11 protein-coding genes are annotated in these 16,359 nt (G+C 60.9%); 8 read left to right on the forward strand and 3 right to left on the reverse strand.

What is annotated here, in order from left to right; genetic code table 11:
• Positions 1–142 precede the first annotated feature (142 nt).
• The 4 genes from LAD35_RS04620 (at position 143) to LAD35_RS04635 (ending at position 6,276) form a co-directional block, all read left to right on the forward strand.
• Positions 143–1,276 (forward strand): branched-chain amino acid ABC transporter substrate-binding protein, encoded by a 1,134-nt coding sequence (locus LAD35_RS04620; RefSeq protein ID WP_224151538.1) that lies wholly within the window; start codon positions 143–145, stop codon positions 1,274–1,276.
• Positions 1,277–1,397: 121 nt separating this feature from the next.
• The gene (gene amaB / locus LAD35_RS04625) at positions 1,398–2,930 is read left to right on the forward strand and encodes an L-piperidine-6-carboxylate dehydrogenase (RefSeq protein WP_224151539.1); all 1,533 of its coding nucleotides are present in this window, start codon (positions 1,398–1,400) and stop codon (positions 2,928–2,930) included.
• A 107-nt stretch (positions 2,931–3,037) separates the two neighbouring features.
• Entirely contained in the window at positions 3,038–4,222 is a 1,185-nt protein-coding gene (locus LAD35_RS04630; RefSeq protein ID WP_224151540.1) for an NAD(P)/FAD-dependent oxidoreductase, read from the forward strand.
• Positions 4,223–4,584: 362 nt separating this feature from the next.
• Positions 4,585–6,276, forward strand: a complete 1,692-nt coding sequence (locus tag LAD35_RS04635; protein ID WP_224151541.1) for a thiamine pyrophosphate-binding protein — start codon at positions 4,585–4,587, stop codon at positions 6,274–6,276.
• A 116-nt stretch (positions 6,277–6,392) separates the two neighbouring features.
• On the opposite strand, the gene LAD35_RS04640 is transcribed toward LAD35_RS04635, so the two are convergent.
• The 3 genes from LAD35_RS04640 to LAD35_RS04650 form a co-directional block, all read right to left on the reverse strand.
• Entirely contained in the window at positions 6,393–8,120 is a 1,728-nt protein-coding gene (locus LAD35_RS04640) for a PhoH family protein (protein WP_224151542.1), read from the reverse strand.
• Between the two features lie 275 nt (positions 8,121–8,395).
• A complete protein-coding gene (locus LAD35_RS04645; protein ID WP_224151543.1) occupies positions 8,396–8,884 on the reverse strand; it encodes a peroxiredoxin in 489 nt (162 codons plus the stop codon).
• A 154-nt stretch (positions 8,885–9,038) separates the two neighbouring features.
• Complete coding sequence (locus tag LAD35_RS04650; RefSeq protein WP_224151544.1) at positions 9,039–9,419, reverse strand: Mth938-like domain-containing protein; 381 nt, start codon at positions 9,417–9,419, stop codon at positions 9,039–9,041.
• 209 nt (positions 9,420–9,628) lie between these two features.
• On the opposite strand from LAD35_RS04650, the gene LAD35_RS04655 reads away from it, so the two are divergent.
• From LAD35_RS04655 to thrC, 4 genes are all read left to right on the forward strand, one after another.
• On the forward strand, positions 9,629–10,921 hold the full coding sequence (locus LAD35_RS04655; protein ID WP_224151545.1) for a pyridoxal phosphate-dependent aminotransferase: 1,293 nt from the start codon (positions 9,629–9,631) through the stop codon (positions 10,919–10,921).
• Positions 10,922–11,067: 146 nt separating this feature from the next.
• Positions 11,068–12,402: a homoserine dehydrogenase gene (locus LAD35_RS04660; protein ID WP_224151546.1), complete on the forward strand. Its 1,335-nt coding sequence runs from the start codon at positions 11,068–11,070 to the stop codon at positions 12,400–12,402.
• Positions 12,403–12,575: 173 nt separating this feature from the next.
• Positions 12,576–14,759: a M48 family metallopeptidase gene (locus LAD35_RS04665; protein WP_224151547.1), complete on the forward strand. Its 2,184-nt coding sequence runs from the start codon at positions 12,576–12,578 to the stop codon at positions 14,757–14,759.
• A 163-nt stretch (positions 14,760–14,922) separates the two neighbouring features.
• Positions 14,923–16,350 (forward strand): threonine synthase, encoded by a 1,428-nt coding sequence (gene thrC, locus LAD35_RS04670; protein ID WP_224151548.1) that lies wholly within the window; start codon positions 14,923–14,925, stop codon positions 16,348–16,350.
• Positions 16,351–16,359 lie beyond the last annotated feature (9 nt).

Raw genomic sequence — 16,359 nt, forward strand, 5'->3', positions numbered from 1 at the left:
TTTGCTGTTCCTGATTGTTCACATAGCATTTTTAGCTATTGATGGTCTGTGGCCCGGCAGGCGGCAGACCGCGAACCCCAGCCTGCAACGCACCAGAGCAGTGCGGGCGGCACAACAGGAGACATCACCCATGCCACTGACCATGACCCATCGCCTCGGTTCCCTGACTGCCATTGCCGCTACCGCCTTGCTGGCAGGCCCGGTGAATGCCCAGACGGCGCAAACCGTCAAGATCGGCCACGCAGCGCCGCTGTCGGGGCCCATGTCGCACTGGGGCAAGGACAATGAAAACGGCATCCGCTTGGCGATCGAAGAGCTGAATGCCCAGAAGATGGTGATTGGCGGCAAGCCTGTGCAGTTCGAGCTGAAATCCGAAGACGACCAGGGCGATCCCAAGCAGGCCGTGGTGGTGGCCAACCAGATGGTGGATGGCGGCGTGCAGGCCATGCTGGGCCACTTCAACTCGGGTGCAGCCATTCCGGCGGCGCCCATCTACAACAAGAAGAGCATTCCCAACCTCTCGCCTGCCACCAACCCCGGCTTTACCGAGCTGGGCTACAACAACGTGTTCCGCGTGCTGGCAAGCGATGCAGATGTAGGCGCGGCGCTGGCTGAGCTGGCCGTGAACAAGCTGGGCGCCAAGCGCTTTGCCATCGTGGACGACCGCACGGCCTACGGCAAGGGCTCGGCCGACGACTTTGCCAAGCGCATCAAGGCCATGGGCGCCGAGGTGGTGGCGCAGGAGTTCACGACCGACAAGAGTGTGGATTTCTCCGCGATCCTGACCAATATCCGCGGCAAGAAACCCGATGTGATCTTCTATGGCGGCATGGATGCCCAAGGCGGCCTGATCGCCAACCAGATGAAGCGCCTGGGCGTCAAGGCCAAGCTGATGGGCTCGGACGGTCTGTGCACTGCCGAAATCCTCAAGATCAGCCAGGGCGCAGTCAACGACGTGCTGTACTGCAGCCGTGGCGGCGAAGAGCTGGCCAAGCGCCCCAAGGGTGCAGACTTTGCCAAGCGCTACCATGACCGCTTCAAGGCCGAGGTGCTGACCTATGGCCCCTTCATGTATGACGCGATGATGGTGGTGGCCGCCGCTATGAAAAAGGCTGACTCCACCGACCCCGCCAAATACCTGGCTGCCGTGCGCGATGTGAACTACGAAGGCGTGACCAATATCTTCAACTTTGACGACAAGGGCAATCTGAAGAACCCCGGCGTCACGGCCTATGTGTACAAGGACGGCAAGCAGACGCAGATTTCCTACAAGTGATGCAGGGCTGACGACCCACGGTTTATAGTAAAAACCACTGCTTGCGCGCACCTACAGGGCGCAGGCAGCTTCTTTTTTGATAGTAGGCCTGCCAAGGCCAAAGCGTAAGGAACGACGAGCGATGAGCACATCCACCACCCGTTTGAACGAGATCTGCAAGCAACTGGCGCTGGATCTGAAACCCCTCTCCGGCAATGACATCACCAGCCGTTCACCCGCCGATGGTGCCACGCTGGCAACCCTGAAGGCGCACAGCGCCGAGCAGGCGAGCGCAGCCATCCAGGCCGCCCACAACGCCTACCTGCAATGGCGCACCGTGCCAGCGCCCGTACGCGGCGAGCTGGTACGCCGCTTTGGCCAGACCTTGCGCCAGCACAAGACCGCGCTGGGTGCGCTGGTGTCGGTGGAAGCCGGCAAGATCACCTCCGAAGGCCTGGGCGAAGTGCAGGAAATGATCGACATCTGCGATTTCGCTGTCGGCCTGTCACGCCAGCTGCATGGCCTCACGATTGCCAGCGAGCGCCCCGGCCACCGCATGATGGAAACCTGGCACCCGATGGGTGTGGTCGGCATCATCTCGGCCTTCAACTTCCCCGTGGCCGTGTGGTGCTGGAACAGCGCCCTGGCCCTGGTGTGCGGCGATGCCGTGGTGTGGAAGCCTTCCGAGAAGACCCCGCTCACCGCCGTGGCCTGCCAGCACTTGCTGGAAAAGACCATTGCCGAGTTCAACCAGGAGCAGCCTGGCGCTGTGCCAGCTGGCATCAGCCAACTGCTGATTGGCGCCCGCGACGTGGGCGAAGTGCTGGTGGACAGCCCGCTGGTGCCCATTGTCAGCGCTACCGGCTCGACCCGCATGGGCCGCCAGGTGGGTGTGAAGGTGGCCGAGCGCTTTGGCCGCTCGATCCTGGAGCTGGGTGGCAACAATGCAATGATCGTGACGCCCTCGGCCGACCTGGAGCTGGCTGCACGCGCCATCACCTTCGCCGCCGTTGGCACTGCAGGCCAGCGTTGCACCACCTTGCGCCGTCTGATCGTGCACAAGAGCATTGCCGACCAACTGGTGGCGCGCCTGGAAAAAATCTACGGCAGCGTGACTGTGGGCGACCCAATGACCGACGGCACCCTGGTGGGCCCGTTGATCGACAAGGCATCGTTTGATGGCATGCAGGCTGCCCTGGCGCAGGCCAAGGCAGAAGGCGGCACCGTGATCGGTGGCCAGCGCGAACGCGAAGATCTGGGCGCAGACGCCTACTACGTGCGCCCGGCCCTCGTGAAGATGCCAGCGCAATCGAAGGTGATGGAACACGAAACCTTTGCCCCCATCCTGTACATCGTCACCTACGACGGCAACTCGGATGATGCGATTGCCCTGCAGAACGCGGTGCCGCAGGGCCTGTCGTCGGCCATCTTCACCAGTGACCTGCGCGACGCGGAGCGCTTCATGTCGCCCGCAGGCAGCGACTGCGGCATTGCCAACGTCAATATCGGCACTTCGGGCGCAGAAATCGGTGGCGCCTTCGGTGGCGAGAAGGAAACCGGCGGCGGCCGTGAATCGGGCTCTGACGCATGGAAGGGTTATATGCGCCGTGCGACCAACACCATCAACTACAGCGGCGCGCTGCCGCTGGCGCAAGGCGTTCGCTTTGATGTCTGACGGCACCTGCTGAGCCGCTGCGTCCCTCGCTCTCCTTTGGGCGGGGGCGTTCTTGGCGGTGGCTCGGTGGTGGGCACGCCCTGGATTGACTTTGTGATCTTTGATCTATGCAAGAACTTCCTATCGTCATCGTTGGCGGTGGTGCCATTGGTAGCGCCATCGCCTATTTTTTGACCCTGCAGCAGCCCGGCGTGTCGGTAATGGTGATCGAGCGTGATCCGAGCTATGCGCAGGCCTCGTCGGCGCTGTCGGCCAGCTCCATCCGCCAGCAGTTCTCCACCGCCATCAACATTGCGCTGTCGCAGTTCGGTATTGGTTTCTTGCGCAACCTGAAGACGAAACTCGCCGTTGGCAACGACCAGCCGGACATCGGCCTCGTGGAAGACGGTTACCTGTACCTGGCGACCCAGGCGGGCGAGGCTGTGTTGCGCGACAACCATGCGCTGCAGCGCGCACACGATGTGGATGTGGCATTGCTGGACTCGGAAGCGCTCAAGGCCCGTTTTCCGTGGTTGAACGTTGACGACATCGTGCTCGGCTCGCTGGGGCTGTCGGCAGAAGGCTGGTTTGACGGCTACCTGCTGATGCAGTCGCTCAAGGCCAAGGCGGTGTCGCAGGGTGTGAAGTACCTGCGGGCCGAAGCCGTAGGCGTTGCGCATTCCAGGCACGACGGCGTGGCACATGTGGAAGCCGTGCTGCTGGCAGACGGCACGCGCATTGCCTGCCGCGCCATGGTGAACGCTGCCGGTGCCTGGGCCAAGCCTGTGGCTGGCTGGCTGGATATTGATCTGCCCGTGCACGGCAAGCGCCGAACGGTCTTCAACCTGTCCAGCCCCGCCAAGCTGCCCCAGTGTCCGCTGCTGATCGACCCATCAGGCATCTGGCTGCGACCGGAGGGCCATGGTTTCATCGCCGGTTTCTGCCCAGAAGAGAGGGACGACGGCAACGATATTCCGCTCGATGTGGAACACGATGCTTTCGAGAACTTTGTCTGGCCGACGCTGGCCGAGCGCATTCCGGGCTTTGAAGCGTTGCGCGTGGAAAGCGCCTGGGCGGGTTACTACGAGATGAATTTGTTCGACCACAACGCCATCATTGGCCTGCACCCCAGCTGTGACAACGCCTATTTTGCCAATGGCTTTTCGGGCCATGGCCTGCAGCAGAGCCCGGCGGCTGGCCGTGCAATTGCCGAACTGGTGCTGACCGGGCGCTACCAGACGCTGGACGTGAGCCCGCTGGGCTGGGAACGCCTGTTGCGCAACGAACCGTTGCTTGAGAAATGCATCATCTGAACCAGAGACCCCGGCGTTGCCGGGTGACATAAATCAAAGGGGCTGAGCACCATGCGGAGTATGGTGTCCGGCCCTTTTTCATTGGGGTCGCCCCAAGGTGAAAAGCGCCCTTCTTGGAGGGGCAGCGGCCACACGAAGTGGGTGAGCGTGGGGAGCAATTTTTCATCGCCGGGCCGCCCCAAGATGAAAAGCGCCCCTCTTGGAGGGGCAGCGGCCACACGAAGTGGGTGAGCGTGGGGAGCAATTTTTCATCGCCGGGCCGCCCCAAGATGAAAAGCGCCCCTCTTGGAGGGGCAGCGGCCACACGAAGTGGGCAAGCGTGGGGAGCAATTTTCTTTCGATTTCAACAAGGAGACAAAAAAATGACACAGGCAAATATCCAGCGCACTGGCGGCCAGCTGGTGGTGGACCAGTTGGTGATCCACGGCACCCAGCAGATCTTCACTGTACCGGGCGAGAGCTTTCTGGCCGTTCTGGACGCTCTGTACGATGCGCCCATCGACACCACCATCTGCCGCCAGGAAGGCGGTGCAGCAATGATGGCCGAGGCGCAGGGCAAGCTCACCGGCCGTCCTGGCATCTGCATGGTGACACGCGGCCCGGGCGCCACCAATGCGTCGGCGGGCTTGCATGTGGCAATGCAGGATTCAACGCCGATGATTCTGTTTGTCGGCCAGATCGAGCGCAGCGCGCGCGACCGCGAAGCCTTTCAGGAGCTCAATTACCGCGCCGTCTTCGGCCCCATGGTGAAGTGGGCGACCGAGATCGATGATGCGGCGCGCGTGCCCGAGATCATTGCCCGCGCATTCGCCGTAGCCACCAGTGGCCGTCCGGGGCCGGTGGTGATCGCTCTGCCCGAAGACATGCTGCGCGATACTGTGTCGGTACCGGATGCCAGGCCGTACCAGGCGGCACCCGCCAACGCGGCAGATGCCGATGTACAGACCGTGGTTGCCAAGCTTGCCGCAGCCAGCAATCCCATCATCATTGCAGGCGGTTCGCGCTGGAATACGCAGGCCCACCAGGACATTGCAGCCTTTGCCGCCGCCCATGCCGTGCCGGTAGCGTGTTCCTTCCGCAGGCAGATGGTGTTTCCGGCCAACCACCCCAATTACGCGGGCGATGTGGGCCTGGGCGTCAATCCCAAGCTGATCGAGCGCGTCAAGCGCGCCGATCTGGTGGTGTTGCTGGGCGGGCGCATGTCCGAGGTGCCGTCGCAGGGTTACAGCCTGCTGGGCATTCCGGCGTCGCAAGGCCAGCAGTTGATCCATATCCACCCCGATCCAGACGAGCTGGGCCGCGTGTACCAGGCCGATCTGGCCATTGTGGCTGCGCCAGACAGCTTCTGCGCAGCGCTTGCCAGCCAGCCTGCGGCGCACGCCAGTGAAGCGCGCCGAGAGCTGGTAGTGCTGGCCCACGCGGATTACCTGGCCTGGAGCAATCCGGCGCCCATCCAGGTGCCGGGAAATTTGCAGATGGGCCAGTTGATGGCGCATGTGCGCGAAGTGCTGCCCTCCGATACCGTGTGGTGCAACGGCGCTGGCAACTTTGCCACCTGGGTGCACCGGTTCTGGCCCTTTACCAGCTATGGCAGCCAGCTCGCGCCCACCAGTGGCAGCATGGGCTATGGTTTTCCGGCTGCGGTGGGCGCCAAGCGGCTGTGGGCAGATCGCAGTGTGGTGTGCATTGCGGGCGACGGCGATTTTCTGATGCACGGCCAGGAGTTTGCGACGGCAGTGCAGTACCACTTGCCCGTTGTGGTGCTGCTGATCGACAACGGCATGTACGGCACGATCCGTATGCACCAGGAGCGTGACTACCCCAACCGCGTGAGCGCCACCGAGTTGCGCAACCCTGACTTTGTGGCCTACGCCAAGGCTTTTGGCGGCAATGGCATGCGCGTGGACAGTACAGAAGAGTTTGCCCCCGCTCTGGCCGCCATGCGCGCCTGGGCGGCCGAGTACCAACTGCCAGTGATCGTGCATTGCAAGCTGGATCCGCAGGCCATCACGCCTTCGCGCAGCCTGGACCAGATTCGCGGTACCGGAGCCTGATGACGCTCTGACATGCAGCCAAAGAAAAAGCACCTGTGGAAGGTGCTTTTTTGATGGTTTTTGCTTCTGGCGCTTTGCAGTCAAGCGCCTGTCGCTATCAATTACATAGCAATGACTTACAGCACATCGCTGGCAAAATCGGCCAGGCGCGAGCGCTCTCCGCGTGCCAGGGTGATATGGCCGCTGTGTGGCCAGCCCTTGAAGCGGTCAACCACATAGGTCAGGCCCGATGAGCCTTCGGTCAGGTACGGCGTATCGATCTGGGCCAGATTGCCCATGCAGATGATCTTGGTGCCAGGGCCAGCGCGTGTGATCAAGGTCTTCATCTGCTTGGGCGTCAGGTTCTGCGCCTCGTCGATGATGACGTACTTGTTGAGGAAGGTGCGGCCGCGCATGAAGTTCATGCTCTTGATCTTGATGCGGCTGCGGATCAGGTCATTGGTGGCCGAGCGGCCCCATTCACCAGGATTACCGCCATCGCCCTTGGCCAGAAACTCCAGGTTGTCGTCCAGCGCGCCCATCCAGGGGCCCATCTTCTCTTCCTCGGTACCGGGCAGAAAGCCGATGTCCTCGCCCACACTCACGGTGGCGCGGGTCATGATGATTTCGCTGTAGCGGCGCTCGTCCAGCACCTGCGTCAGACCGGCGGCAAGCGCCATCAAGGTCTTGCCGGTACCGGCCGTACCAGCCAGGGTGACGAAGTCCACGTCCGGGTCCATCAACAGATTCATCGCGAAGTTTTGCTCGCGGTTGCGGGTGGTTACGCCCCAGACGTTGTTCTTCTGGTGGCCGTAGTCCTTCAGGGTCTCCAGCACGGCAGTCTTGTCGCGGATTTCGATCACGCGGGCAAACAGACTGTTTTCGCCCGGTGCTTCGTAGTACACGAACTGGTTGATGTGCAACTGCTGCGTGATCGCGCCGCTGATGCGGTAGCAGGTGGATGCACCGGACTGCCAGCTTTCCACCTTCTTGCCCACCTTGGCCCAGAAATCCAGCGGGAGCTGCAACATGCCGGTGTAGAGCATGTCGCCGTCTTCCAGCGTCTTGTCATTCTGGTAGTCCTCGGCTTCCAGGCCCAGCGCACGCGCCTTGACGCGCATGTTGATGTCCTTGGACACCAGCACCACCGGGCGTTCCGGGTGGCGCTGGCGCAGGGCCTCGACCACGCCCAGGATCTGGTTGTCGGCCTTGCCTTGCGGCAGGCTTTCAGGGAGGTGGTAGTGGAGCGGCTCGGTCTGGAAGAACAGGCGCCCGGTCGCGCCTTTCTGGCCGGTGGCATCGAGGTGAATGCCCTGGGCCAGTTGCGATTCCTGCGTGGCGACCAGTGCATCGAGCGTGCGGCTTGCCTGGCGGCCATTGCGAGCCACTTCGGTCATGCCCTTCTTGTGCGCATCGAGCTCTTCCAGCACGATCATCGGCAGGTAGATGTCGTTTTCCTCGAAGCGGAACAGGCTGCTCGGGTCATGCAGCAGCACATTGGTATCCAGCACAAACAGCTTGGCGACACCGCTGCCGGTCTTGCGCACCTTGGCAGGCTTGCTGGCAGGCACGGCGCTGTCGGCCACTATGTATTTGGCAGGGGCCGTGGGGGTGTTGGCAGTGGTCGCCTTGGCGGCCTTGGCTGCTGCCTTGGGTGAGCGGGCTGGCTTGGTGCCCGTTGCCGGTGTGCGTTGCAGCGCTTGGGCGCTTGCAGCGATCTGGGCGGGCTCCAACTCCAATGCGAGGTCAGAGACATCGCCGATCACGGGGCCGGTGGATTTGCGCGTCTTGGCGGAAGCCTTGGTGGCCAGGTCGCTGGAGGAAAGCCGGCTGGCGCGTCCGGTAGGTGCGGGAGGCAGAGGCATGAAGCAAAAGGCCTTTATCAATTACTCGCCAAAGGGGCGATATCCACATCGGAATGCAGGCCTGCCAAAGCAAAAAAGGCCATCTCGCAAGCAAGACAGCCTTTTTGAAGATCGATAGGGCAGCAACGCATTCCGGGCTCAAACATATGAGTCCATTATGCACATTCTGCCGGACAGAAAAATGTCAAATTTCTGTCATCGTACAGACGGCAACGGCGCACCCCTGCATGACAGGCGATGCGCCGCAAAGGCACGATGAATCGCGCAGGACTGGCTTATGCAGCCTTTTTCTGCGCAGCCTTCATCGATTTGACAGCCTTGAGCACTTCTTCCACGTGCCCGGGAACCTTCAGGCCACGCCATTCCTGCACGAGGACGCCATCAGGGCCTACCAGGAAGGTCGAGCGCTCGATGCCCTTGACCTTCTTGCCGTACATGATCTTGTTCTTGACCACGCCGAACATGTGGCAGAGCTTCTCCTCGGTGTCGGCGATCAGCTCAAAAGGCAGCTCAAGCTTGCCCTTGAAGTCATCGTGCGATTTCATGTTGTCGCGCGATACACCGAACACCGCCGCACCCGCCTTCACGAAGTCCGCGTACTTGTCGCGGAACTGCATGGCCTCGGTGGTGCAGCCGGGAGTGTTATCCTTTGGGTAGAAGTACAGCACCAGAATTTGCCCCTGATGCGATGCATTGGAAACCTTCTGGCCTCCCGTAGCTTGTGCTTCAAATTCTGGCAGGGATTTGTTGACAACAACAGCCATAGCGCTCTATTTTCTCCGGAGTAATCGCAAAAAGGCCGCAGGAATCAAAGTGCTCATATAGTTATTATTCAGGCCCACGACCGCAAGCTGCTATTTTACCCTGAATCGAAATATTTATCGAGCCCCCCTGATAATCACAGGCTATCGATTGTGGCTATCCGGCAGGCACTTCCACCACGGCGGCCAGCAACACCTTCCGGCCTTCTCCAGCGAGCACGTTGTAGGTGCGGCATGCCGCAGGGGTATCCATGGTCTCGAAGCCGATGCGCTGGGCGATCAGTGGCGCCAGCCAGGCGGGCGAAGGAAAACGTAAGCAATTGCCACTGCCAAAAATGATGGTCTCCACATCGAAGTCCGCCAGCTGCGCAAAATGGGCGGGCCCCAGGTCGGCAAAGCTGTTGCAGTTCCAGGGTTGCAAGGTGCCATTGGAGCAGACCACCAGGCTGTGCTCATAGCGCTGCTTGTCCACGGCGATCCAGCCGCGGTCATAGCCCGTGACGGTCAACGTGTTGGATTTGTCGGGTTGGAATTTCATGGGAGCGGGCTTTCGGGCGAGGTGGCATTCGTACTCCGGCAAGGCAGTACGATCCATTGGGTACCACTACACTGTGGTATCGGTGAAGAACTGTGGTCAAATTATAGGTTTCACCTCGTCGGTTCTGTGGTTATCGGGTGCGGGCAGTCTCTGCCGACCTGCTGCCAACGGGCTGCAATCCCTCGTTTTCAAAGGTAGTGCTTTCTGTCATGAAGACCATTCATAAATCCGCCAAGCTGGCCAATGTTTGTTACGACATCCGAGGGCCCATCATGGACGCGGCCAAGCGGATGGAAGACGAAGGCCAGAAGATCATCAAGCTCAACATCGGCAATCTGGCGGTTTTCGGCTTTGATGCACCTGAGGAAGTGCAGCAGGACATGATCCGCAACCTGCCCAATTCGGCGGGCTACTCGGACAGCAAGGGCATTTTTGCGGCGCGCAAGGCGGTGATGCATGAAACCCAGCGCCTGGGCATCAAGGGCGTGACGCTGGACGATATCTATCTGGGCAACGGTGCGTCCGAGCTGATCAGCCTGGCGACCAACGCCTTGCTGGACTCTGGCGACGAAATGCTGCTGCCCGCTCCAGATTACCCACTGTGGACGGCTGCCAGCAGCCTGTCGGGTGGCACGCCAGTGCACTACATGTGCGACGAAGACAACGGCTGGATGCCCAATCTGGCAGACATCCGCGCCAAGATCACGCCGCGTACCAAGGGTATTGTGGTCATCAACCCCAACAACCCTACCGGCGCGCTCTACAGCAAGGAGCTGCTGCTGCAGATCATTGACATCGCTCGCGAGCACGGCCTGGTGGTGTTTGCCGACGAGGTGTATGACAAGGTGCTGTACGACGATGCCGTGCACACGCCAATCGCAAGCCTGTCGCAGGATGTGCTGACGATCACCTTCAACTCGCTGTCCAAGGCATACCGCAGCTGTGGCTACCGTGCTGGCTGGATGGTGATCTCGGGCGATAAATCGGGCGCTTCCGACTACATCGAAGGCCTGAACATGCTGTCGAACATGCGCCTGTGCGCCAATGTGCCAGGCCAGTGGGCGGTGCAGACGGCACTGGGTGGTCACCAGAGCATCGACGAGCTGGTGCAGGAGGGCGGCCGCCTGCGCAAGCAGCGCGACATGGCATGGGAGATGATCAATGCCATTCCCGGTGTCAGCTGTGTCAAGCCCCAGGGCGCGCTCTATATGTTTCCGCGCCTCGATCCGAAGGTGTACCCGATCCAGGACGATCAGGAATTCTTCCTGCAGGTACTGAAGGAAACCCGGGTGATGCTGGTGCAGGGCACGGGCTTCAACTGGCCTCAACCAGACCATTTCCGCATTGTCTTCCTGCCGCATGAGCCGGATCTGAAGGAAGCCATCAACCGCCTGGCTGGCTTTTTGGCCAAATACCGCCAGCGCTTTGGCACGGACAAGCTGGCTGTGGTGCCTGCAGCCGAAGCACCGGCCAAGCTGGCCAAGGCCAGCAAGGCAGCCTGAGCCGTGCGGGCGGTACAGGGCGCCTTCCTTCGGGTGGTCGTCCTGTGCAGGCAGGGTCTGTGTCAGCTGTATTCAATTTGATAGCTACCGGCGCTTACCAGATAAGCGTCAGAGTGTTTTTTACTGCGAACTATTTGTAGAGACTTATGAAACCGATCCAAGTTGGCTTGTTGGGCATCGGCACCGTGGGCAGCGGTGTCTTTGGCGTGTTGCAACGTAACCATGACGAGATTCGTCGCCGCGCTGGCCGCGAAATTGCAATCACCATGGTGGCCGATCTGGACGAAACCCGCGCCCGCGCCGTGGTGGGCGAGCATGCCAAGGTCGTCAAGGACGCACGTGATGTGATCGCCAACCCCGATATCGACGTGGTGGTGGAGCTGATCGGTGGCTATGGCATTGCCAAGGCCCTGGTGCTGGAGGCCATTGCCGCAGGCAAGCATGTGGTGACGGCCAACAAGGCGCTGTTGGCGGTGCATGGCTCCGAAATCTTCAAGGCAGCTGCGGAAAAAGGTGTGATGGTGGCCTATGAAGCTGCTGTGGCAGGCGGCATTCCCATCATCAAGGCACTGCGTGAAGGCCTCACCGCCAACCAGATTCAGTGGATAGCCGGCATCATCAACGGCACCACAAACTTCATCCTGTCCGAAATGCGCGACAAGGGTCTGGATTTTGACGTGGTGCTGAAGGAGGCGCAACGCCTGGGCTACGCCGAAGCCGATCCAACCTTCGATATCGAAGGGGTGGACGCTGCCCACAAGGCCACCTTGATGAGTGCCATCGCCTTTGGCGTTCCTGTGCAGTTCGACAAGGCCTATGTCGAAGGCATCACCAAGCTGTCGTCGGTGGATATCAAATACGCAGAGCAACTGGGTTACCGCATCAAGCTGCTGGGCATTACCAAGCGTGCCGAAAAGGGCATCGAATTGCGTGTGCACCCGTCGCTGGTGCCAGCCAAGCGCCTGATTGCCAATGTGGAAGGCGCCATGAACGCTGTGGTGGTGCATGGCGATGCCGTAGGCACTACGCTTTATTACGGCAAGGGCGCAGGCTCGGAGCCCACCGCTTCGGCCGTGATTGCCGATCTGGTCGATATCGCCCGCCTGGACGGTGCAGATGCAGCCCACCGCGTGCCGCCCCTTGCCTTCCAGAGCAGCACCTTGCGAGAGGCGGGGCAGGATCTGCCCGTGCTGCCCATGGCCGAAGTGGTCACCAGCTATTACCTGCGGATGCGCGTGGCCGACGAGGCTGGCGTATTGGCCAAGGTAACAGGCATTCTGGCCAATGCAGGCATCAGCATCGATGCCGTGCTGCAGCGTGAAGCCGATGAGGTGGGAGGCGAAGGATCGACGCAAACAGATCTGATTATCCTGACCCACGACACCCGCGAAGGCGATATGGACAAGGCGTTGGCCGAAATCCAGGGCCTGCCCACGGTGCTGGCGCCCATCACCCGCATCCGCAAGGAAGAGCTGAACTAAGCCTGCGCGCAGTTCACCTGTCAACCGTCACCGGCCTTGTGCCGCTGGCGGTTTTCTTTTTACCTATTGTTTATTTTTTCGCCATATTGTTTCAAAAATTACTCGTTATTATCAATCGCTTAGAACCATGGTAGGTTTAGCGACCTGCTACATAACAAGGAGTGAGAGCAGGCATGTCTGAGACTGATAAGAAATGGGCTGCACGGGCCAAGCGTTGGGCGGTGTTGTTTGGTATTCCACTGATCATGCTGCTCGTCGGCATGTGGCAATGGTCGCGGGCAGGCGCGTCGGTGGATGTGCAGGCAACGATTGCCGCCTACGAACAGGTCGTGCAGGAACTCAAGGCGATTGAAGAAACCAGCCCCCGAGGCCGGGCAACGGTGAAGGACAGCGAGGGTCGCAGCGTGGATGCAAGGCTGATGCGCAGCCGCTACGAACGCGCATTGGCCGAACTGAAGGCCGGTGGCTTGAACGTGACCACCCGCAATCTAAAGCCAACGCTGGCGGGCTGCACCATGGCTTTCAGCGTGCTGGCGCTGCTGTGGTCGGCGTTTGGCGTGTTCTATCAGAGTGCCATGGGCAAGAAGGCGATGCAGTCGCGCGAGCAATTGCTGGCCACATTTGAAAAGGGCCGCAAGCTGCTGCCGACCTACATGGTGGTGATGGTGCTGCTGCTGTTTGCCGCCGCCATTCCGCTTCTGGTGTACGAGATGATGCCCATCCTGCGCCACAACCGGTACAGCAAGGGCGACATGAAATTCATGCTCGTGCTGGGAGGCTTGGCGCTGTTTCTGCTGTTTTCGGGCTGCAAGGTGCTGTGGGATGTGTGGAAGGCATCCCGCAAGGCAATGGAAAACGAGCCTATCGAGGTGATGGGCCAGGCACTCGCACGCGAGAAGGCGCCTGAGCTGTGGGCCTTTGTCGACCGCGTGGCTAGCAAGACCGGCGCGGGCATGCCTGACAGCATTGTCGTCGGCCTCAATGAAGGGTTCTTTGTGACGGAGCACCCTGTTCGGCTCAGCAATGGCAGCATGGTGCCCGCGGGGCGCGTGCTGTATCTGCCCTTGCCGTACATGGCGTTCCTCAATGCGGCAGAGGTGGCCTCGGTCATTGGCCACGAACTGGGCCACTTCATTGGAGAAGACACGCTCTATAGCCAGCGTTTCTCGCCGATCTATGCCGCCACCATCAACCACCTGGTGGCCATCAGTGGCGGAGAAAAGCACGAAGAGTCCTGGATGGACTTCCTGCGCCGCCCGGCTACCCTGTTTGGCGAGATGTTTCTCGACAGCTTTCACGAGGCGGTGCGCTTTTGGGGGCGCAAGCGCGAACTGGCGGCCGATGCCGTGGGCGCCAGTGTGGTCGGCCCGCAGGCCGTTGCTTCGTCACTTTTGCGCATCACCGCGCTTGAGCCCCACGTGAGCGAAGCGCTGGAGATGAACTGGGACCAGGGCCAGACGGTGGAGGGCGGCATCGTGGGCCATGTACGCCAACTGGTGGCCAGCAAGGGCATGGCAGACCCGAGCCAGCACCTGGAAAATCGCCAGTCGCACCCGACCGATACCCATCCGGAACTGGCCGTGCGGCTGGATGCGCTGGGCGTGCCCATCACTCCGGAGCTGCTGGGCCGGGCCATGGATTCGCAGGGCAGCCGTTTGTTGCAGGAATTTGGCCTGGAGCAGGGTGCGGCACCCGCTGCGGCAACTGGTGGCACCATGGCGGGTAGTGTGTCACCTGCGCCAGTGGCGGACGTGAATGCGGCCTTGCAAAGCGAGCTGACCAGTGTTGCAGCATCTGCACGAGCGGCCAAGATTGCCGAGTTGCAGGAGATCGCGGCCTTGGGGCGCGAGCAGACCGTGATCTATGAGCGTTCCTGGTTTCAAACCGGGCTCTTTGTCTTCTTCACCGTGGTCTGCGTGGCAGGGGCTGCGTTCCTGTTCAACAGCAGGAATGGTCAGCTCTATGGTGTGGGCGTTCTGTTGGCGGGGCTGGCCTGCGCCTATTTCGCATTCCTGTTTTCACGGGATGGCAAGGAGCCCGCATTGGTACTGGCTCCCGAAGGCGTGCAAATGTTCAAGGCGCAGGAGCTGCTGCCATGGTCGGCGATTGACGACTTCCAGTTCACCCAGGCCAACCACATGCTCACCATCACCCTGCCGCTGGAGCAAGGCGTGGTGCCACCTGCCCTGGGCGTGGGGCGCAGACGTGGGCAATACGTCAAGAAAAAGCACCGCATGGTGCTGATGCTCAAGGGTGTGAAGAAGATGAAAAACGACGCCTTTGCCGAGTTGATGGTGGACTACTGGCGGGCCTTCCACGCAAGGCGCGAGCTGCAGCGCATGGGTGTACAGCCCTGACTGTCTTGCAATGCTTTCTGCATACAAAGGGCCCGCCGGGGCCCTTTGTCTTTGCGTAGTAGCCACCAATTGAACCTAAAGCGCACCAGTACTGGCGGCTGACCGATAATAGGCGGCTGATTTCAGGCCCGTGAGGGCTGCATTCCAACCATCTGCTCCATCCATGCTGTATCTCTCCACGCGCGGCCATGCCGAACAAAAACGTTTCTGCGATATCCTGCTTGAAGGCTTGGCGCCCGATGGCGGCCTGTACCTGCCGGTGGAATATCCGCAGATCGATGAAGCCAAGCTGGCCCAGCTGCGCACTACCCTGGCGAGCCAAGGCTACGCGGCCCTCGCGTTCGAGATACTGTCGCTCTATATCGACGACATTCCTGCAGCCGACCTGAAGGCCATCTGCGCCAAGACCTACACCCGGGAGGTGTTCGGCACCGACGCCATCGTGCCGGTGCGCCAGCTGGATGGCAACTTGCTGATCGAAGCCCTCTCCAACGGCCCGACGCTGGCCTTCAAGGACATGGCCATGCAACTGCTGGGCAACCTGTTCGAATACGAACTGGCTCGCCGCGGCGAAGAGCTGAACATTCTGGGCGCCACCAGCGGCGACACCGGCAGCGCAGCCGAATACGCCATGCGCGGCAAGAAGGGCGTGCGCGTTTTCATGACCAGTCCGCATGGCCGCATGAGCCCATTCCAGCAGGCGCAGATGTTCAGCCTGCAGGACGAAAACATCCACAACATCGCCATTGAAGGCGTATTTGACGACTGCCAGGACATCGTCAAGGCCGTGAGCAACGACCATGCCTTCAAGGCCAGGTACAAGATCGGCACCGTCAACTCCATCAACTGGGCACGTCTTCTGGCGCAGGTGGTGTATTACTTTGCTGGCTACCTGCAGACCACCAAGAGCAATGCGGAAAAGGTGAGCTTTACCGTGCCCAGCGGCAACTTCGGCAACATCTGCGCAGGCCATGTCGCGCGCCAGATGGGTCTGCCGATTGCCAAGCTGGTGGTGGCCACCAACGAAAACGATGTACTCGATGAGTTCTTCCGCACCGGTATCTACCAGGTGCGCGGCGCGGCCAACACCTACGAAACATCGAGCCCCTCGATGGACATCAGCAAGGCCAGCAATTTTGAGCGCTTCGTGTTCGATCTGGTGGGACGCGACGGTGCGCGCACCCGGCAGTTGTTTGCCGAAGGTGTGGCCAAGCAAGGCAAGTTCGACCTGAGCGGCGACCCGGCTTTCAAGGATGCCGCTGTCAAATACGGCTTTGAAAGCGGCAAGAGCACCCATGCAGACCGCCTTGCCACCATCAAGGACACATTTGAGCGCTTTGGCCAGATGATCGACACCCATACCGCAGACGGTGTGAAGGTGGCGCGCGAGCACCTGGGCGCCGAGCCGATGATCGTGCTGGAGACTGCGCTGCCCATCAAGTTTGCCGCCACCATTGAAGAGGCGCTGCACCGCCAGCCCGACCGCCCTGCCAAGTTCAATGGCATCGAAGACCTGCCCAAGCGCGTGGTGGTGATGGCGGCTGATGTGGAAAAGGTGAAGGCACTGGTTGCCGAGACCTGCAAGGTGTAAGTGAAAAGG

The organism is Comamonas odontotermitis (genome assembly GCF_020080045.1).
Classification (GTDB): Bacteria; Pseudomonadota; Gammaproteobacteria; order Burkholderiales; family Burkholderiaceae_C; genus Comamonas; species Comamonas odontotermitis.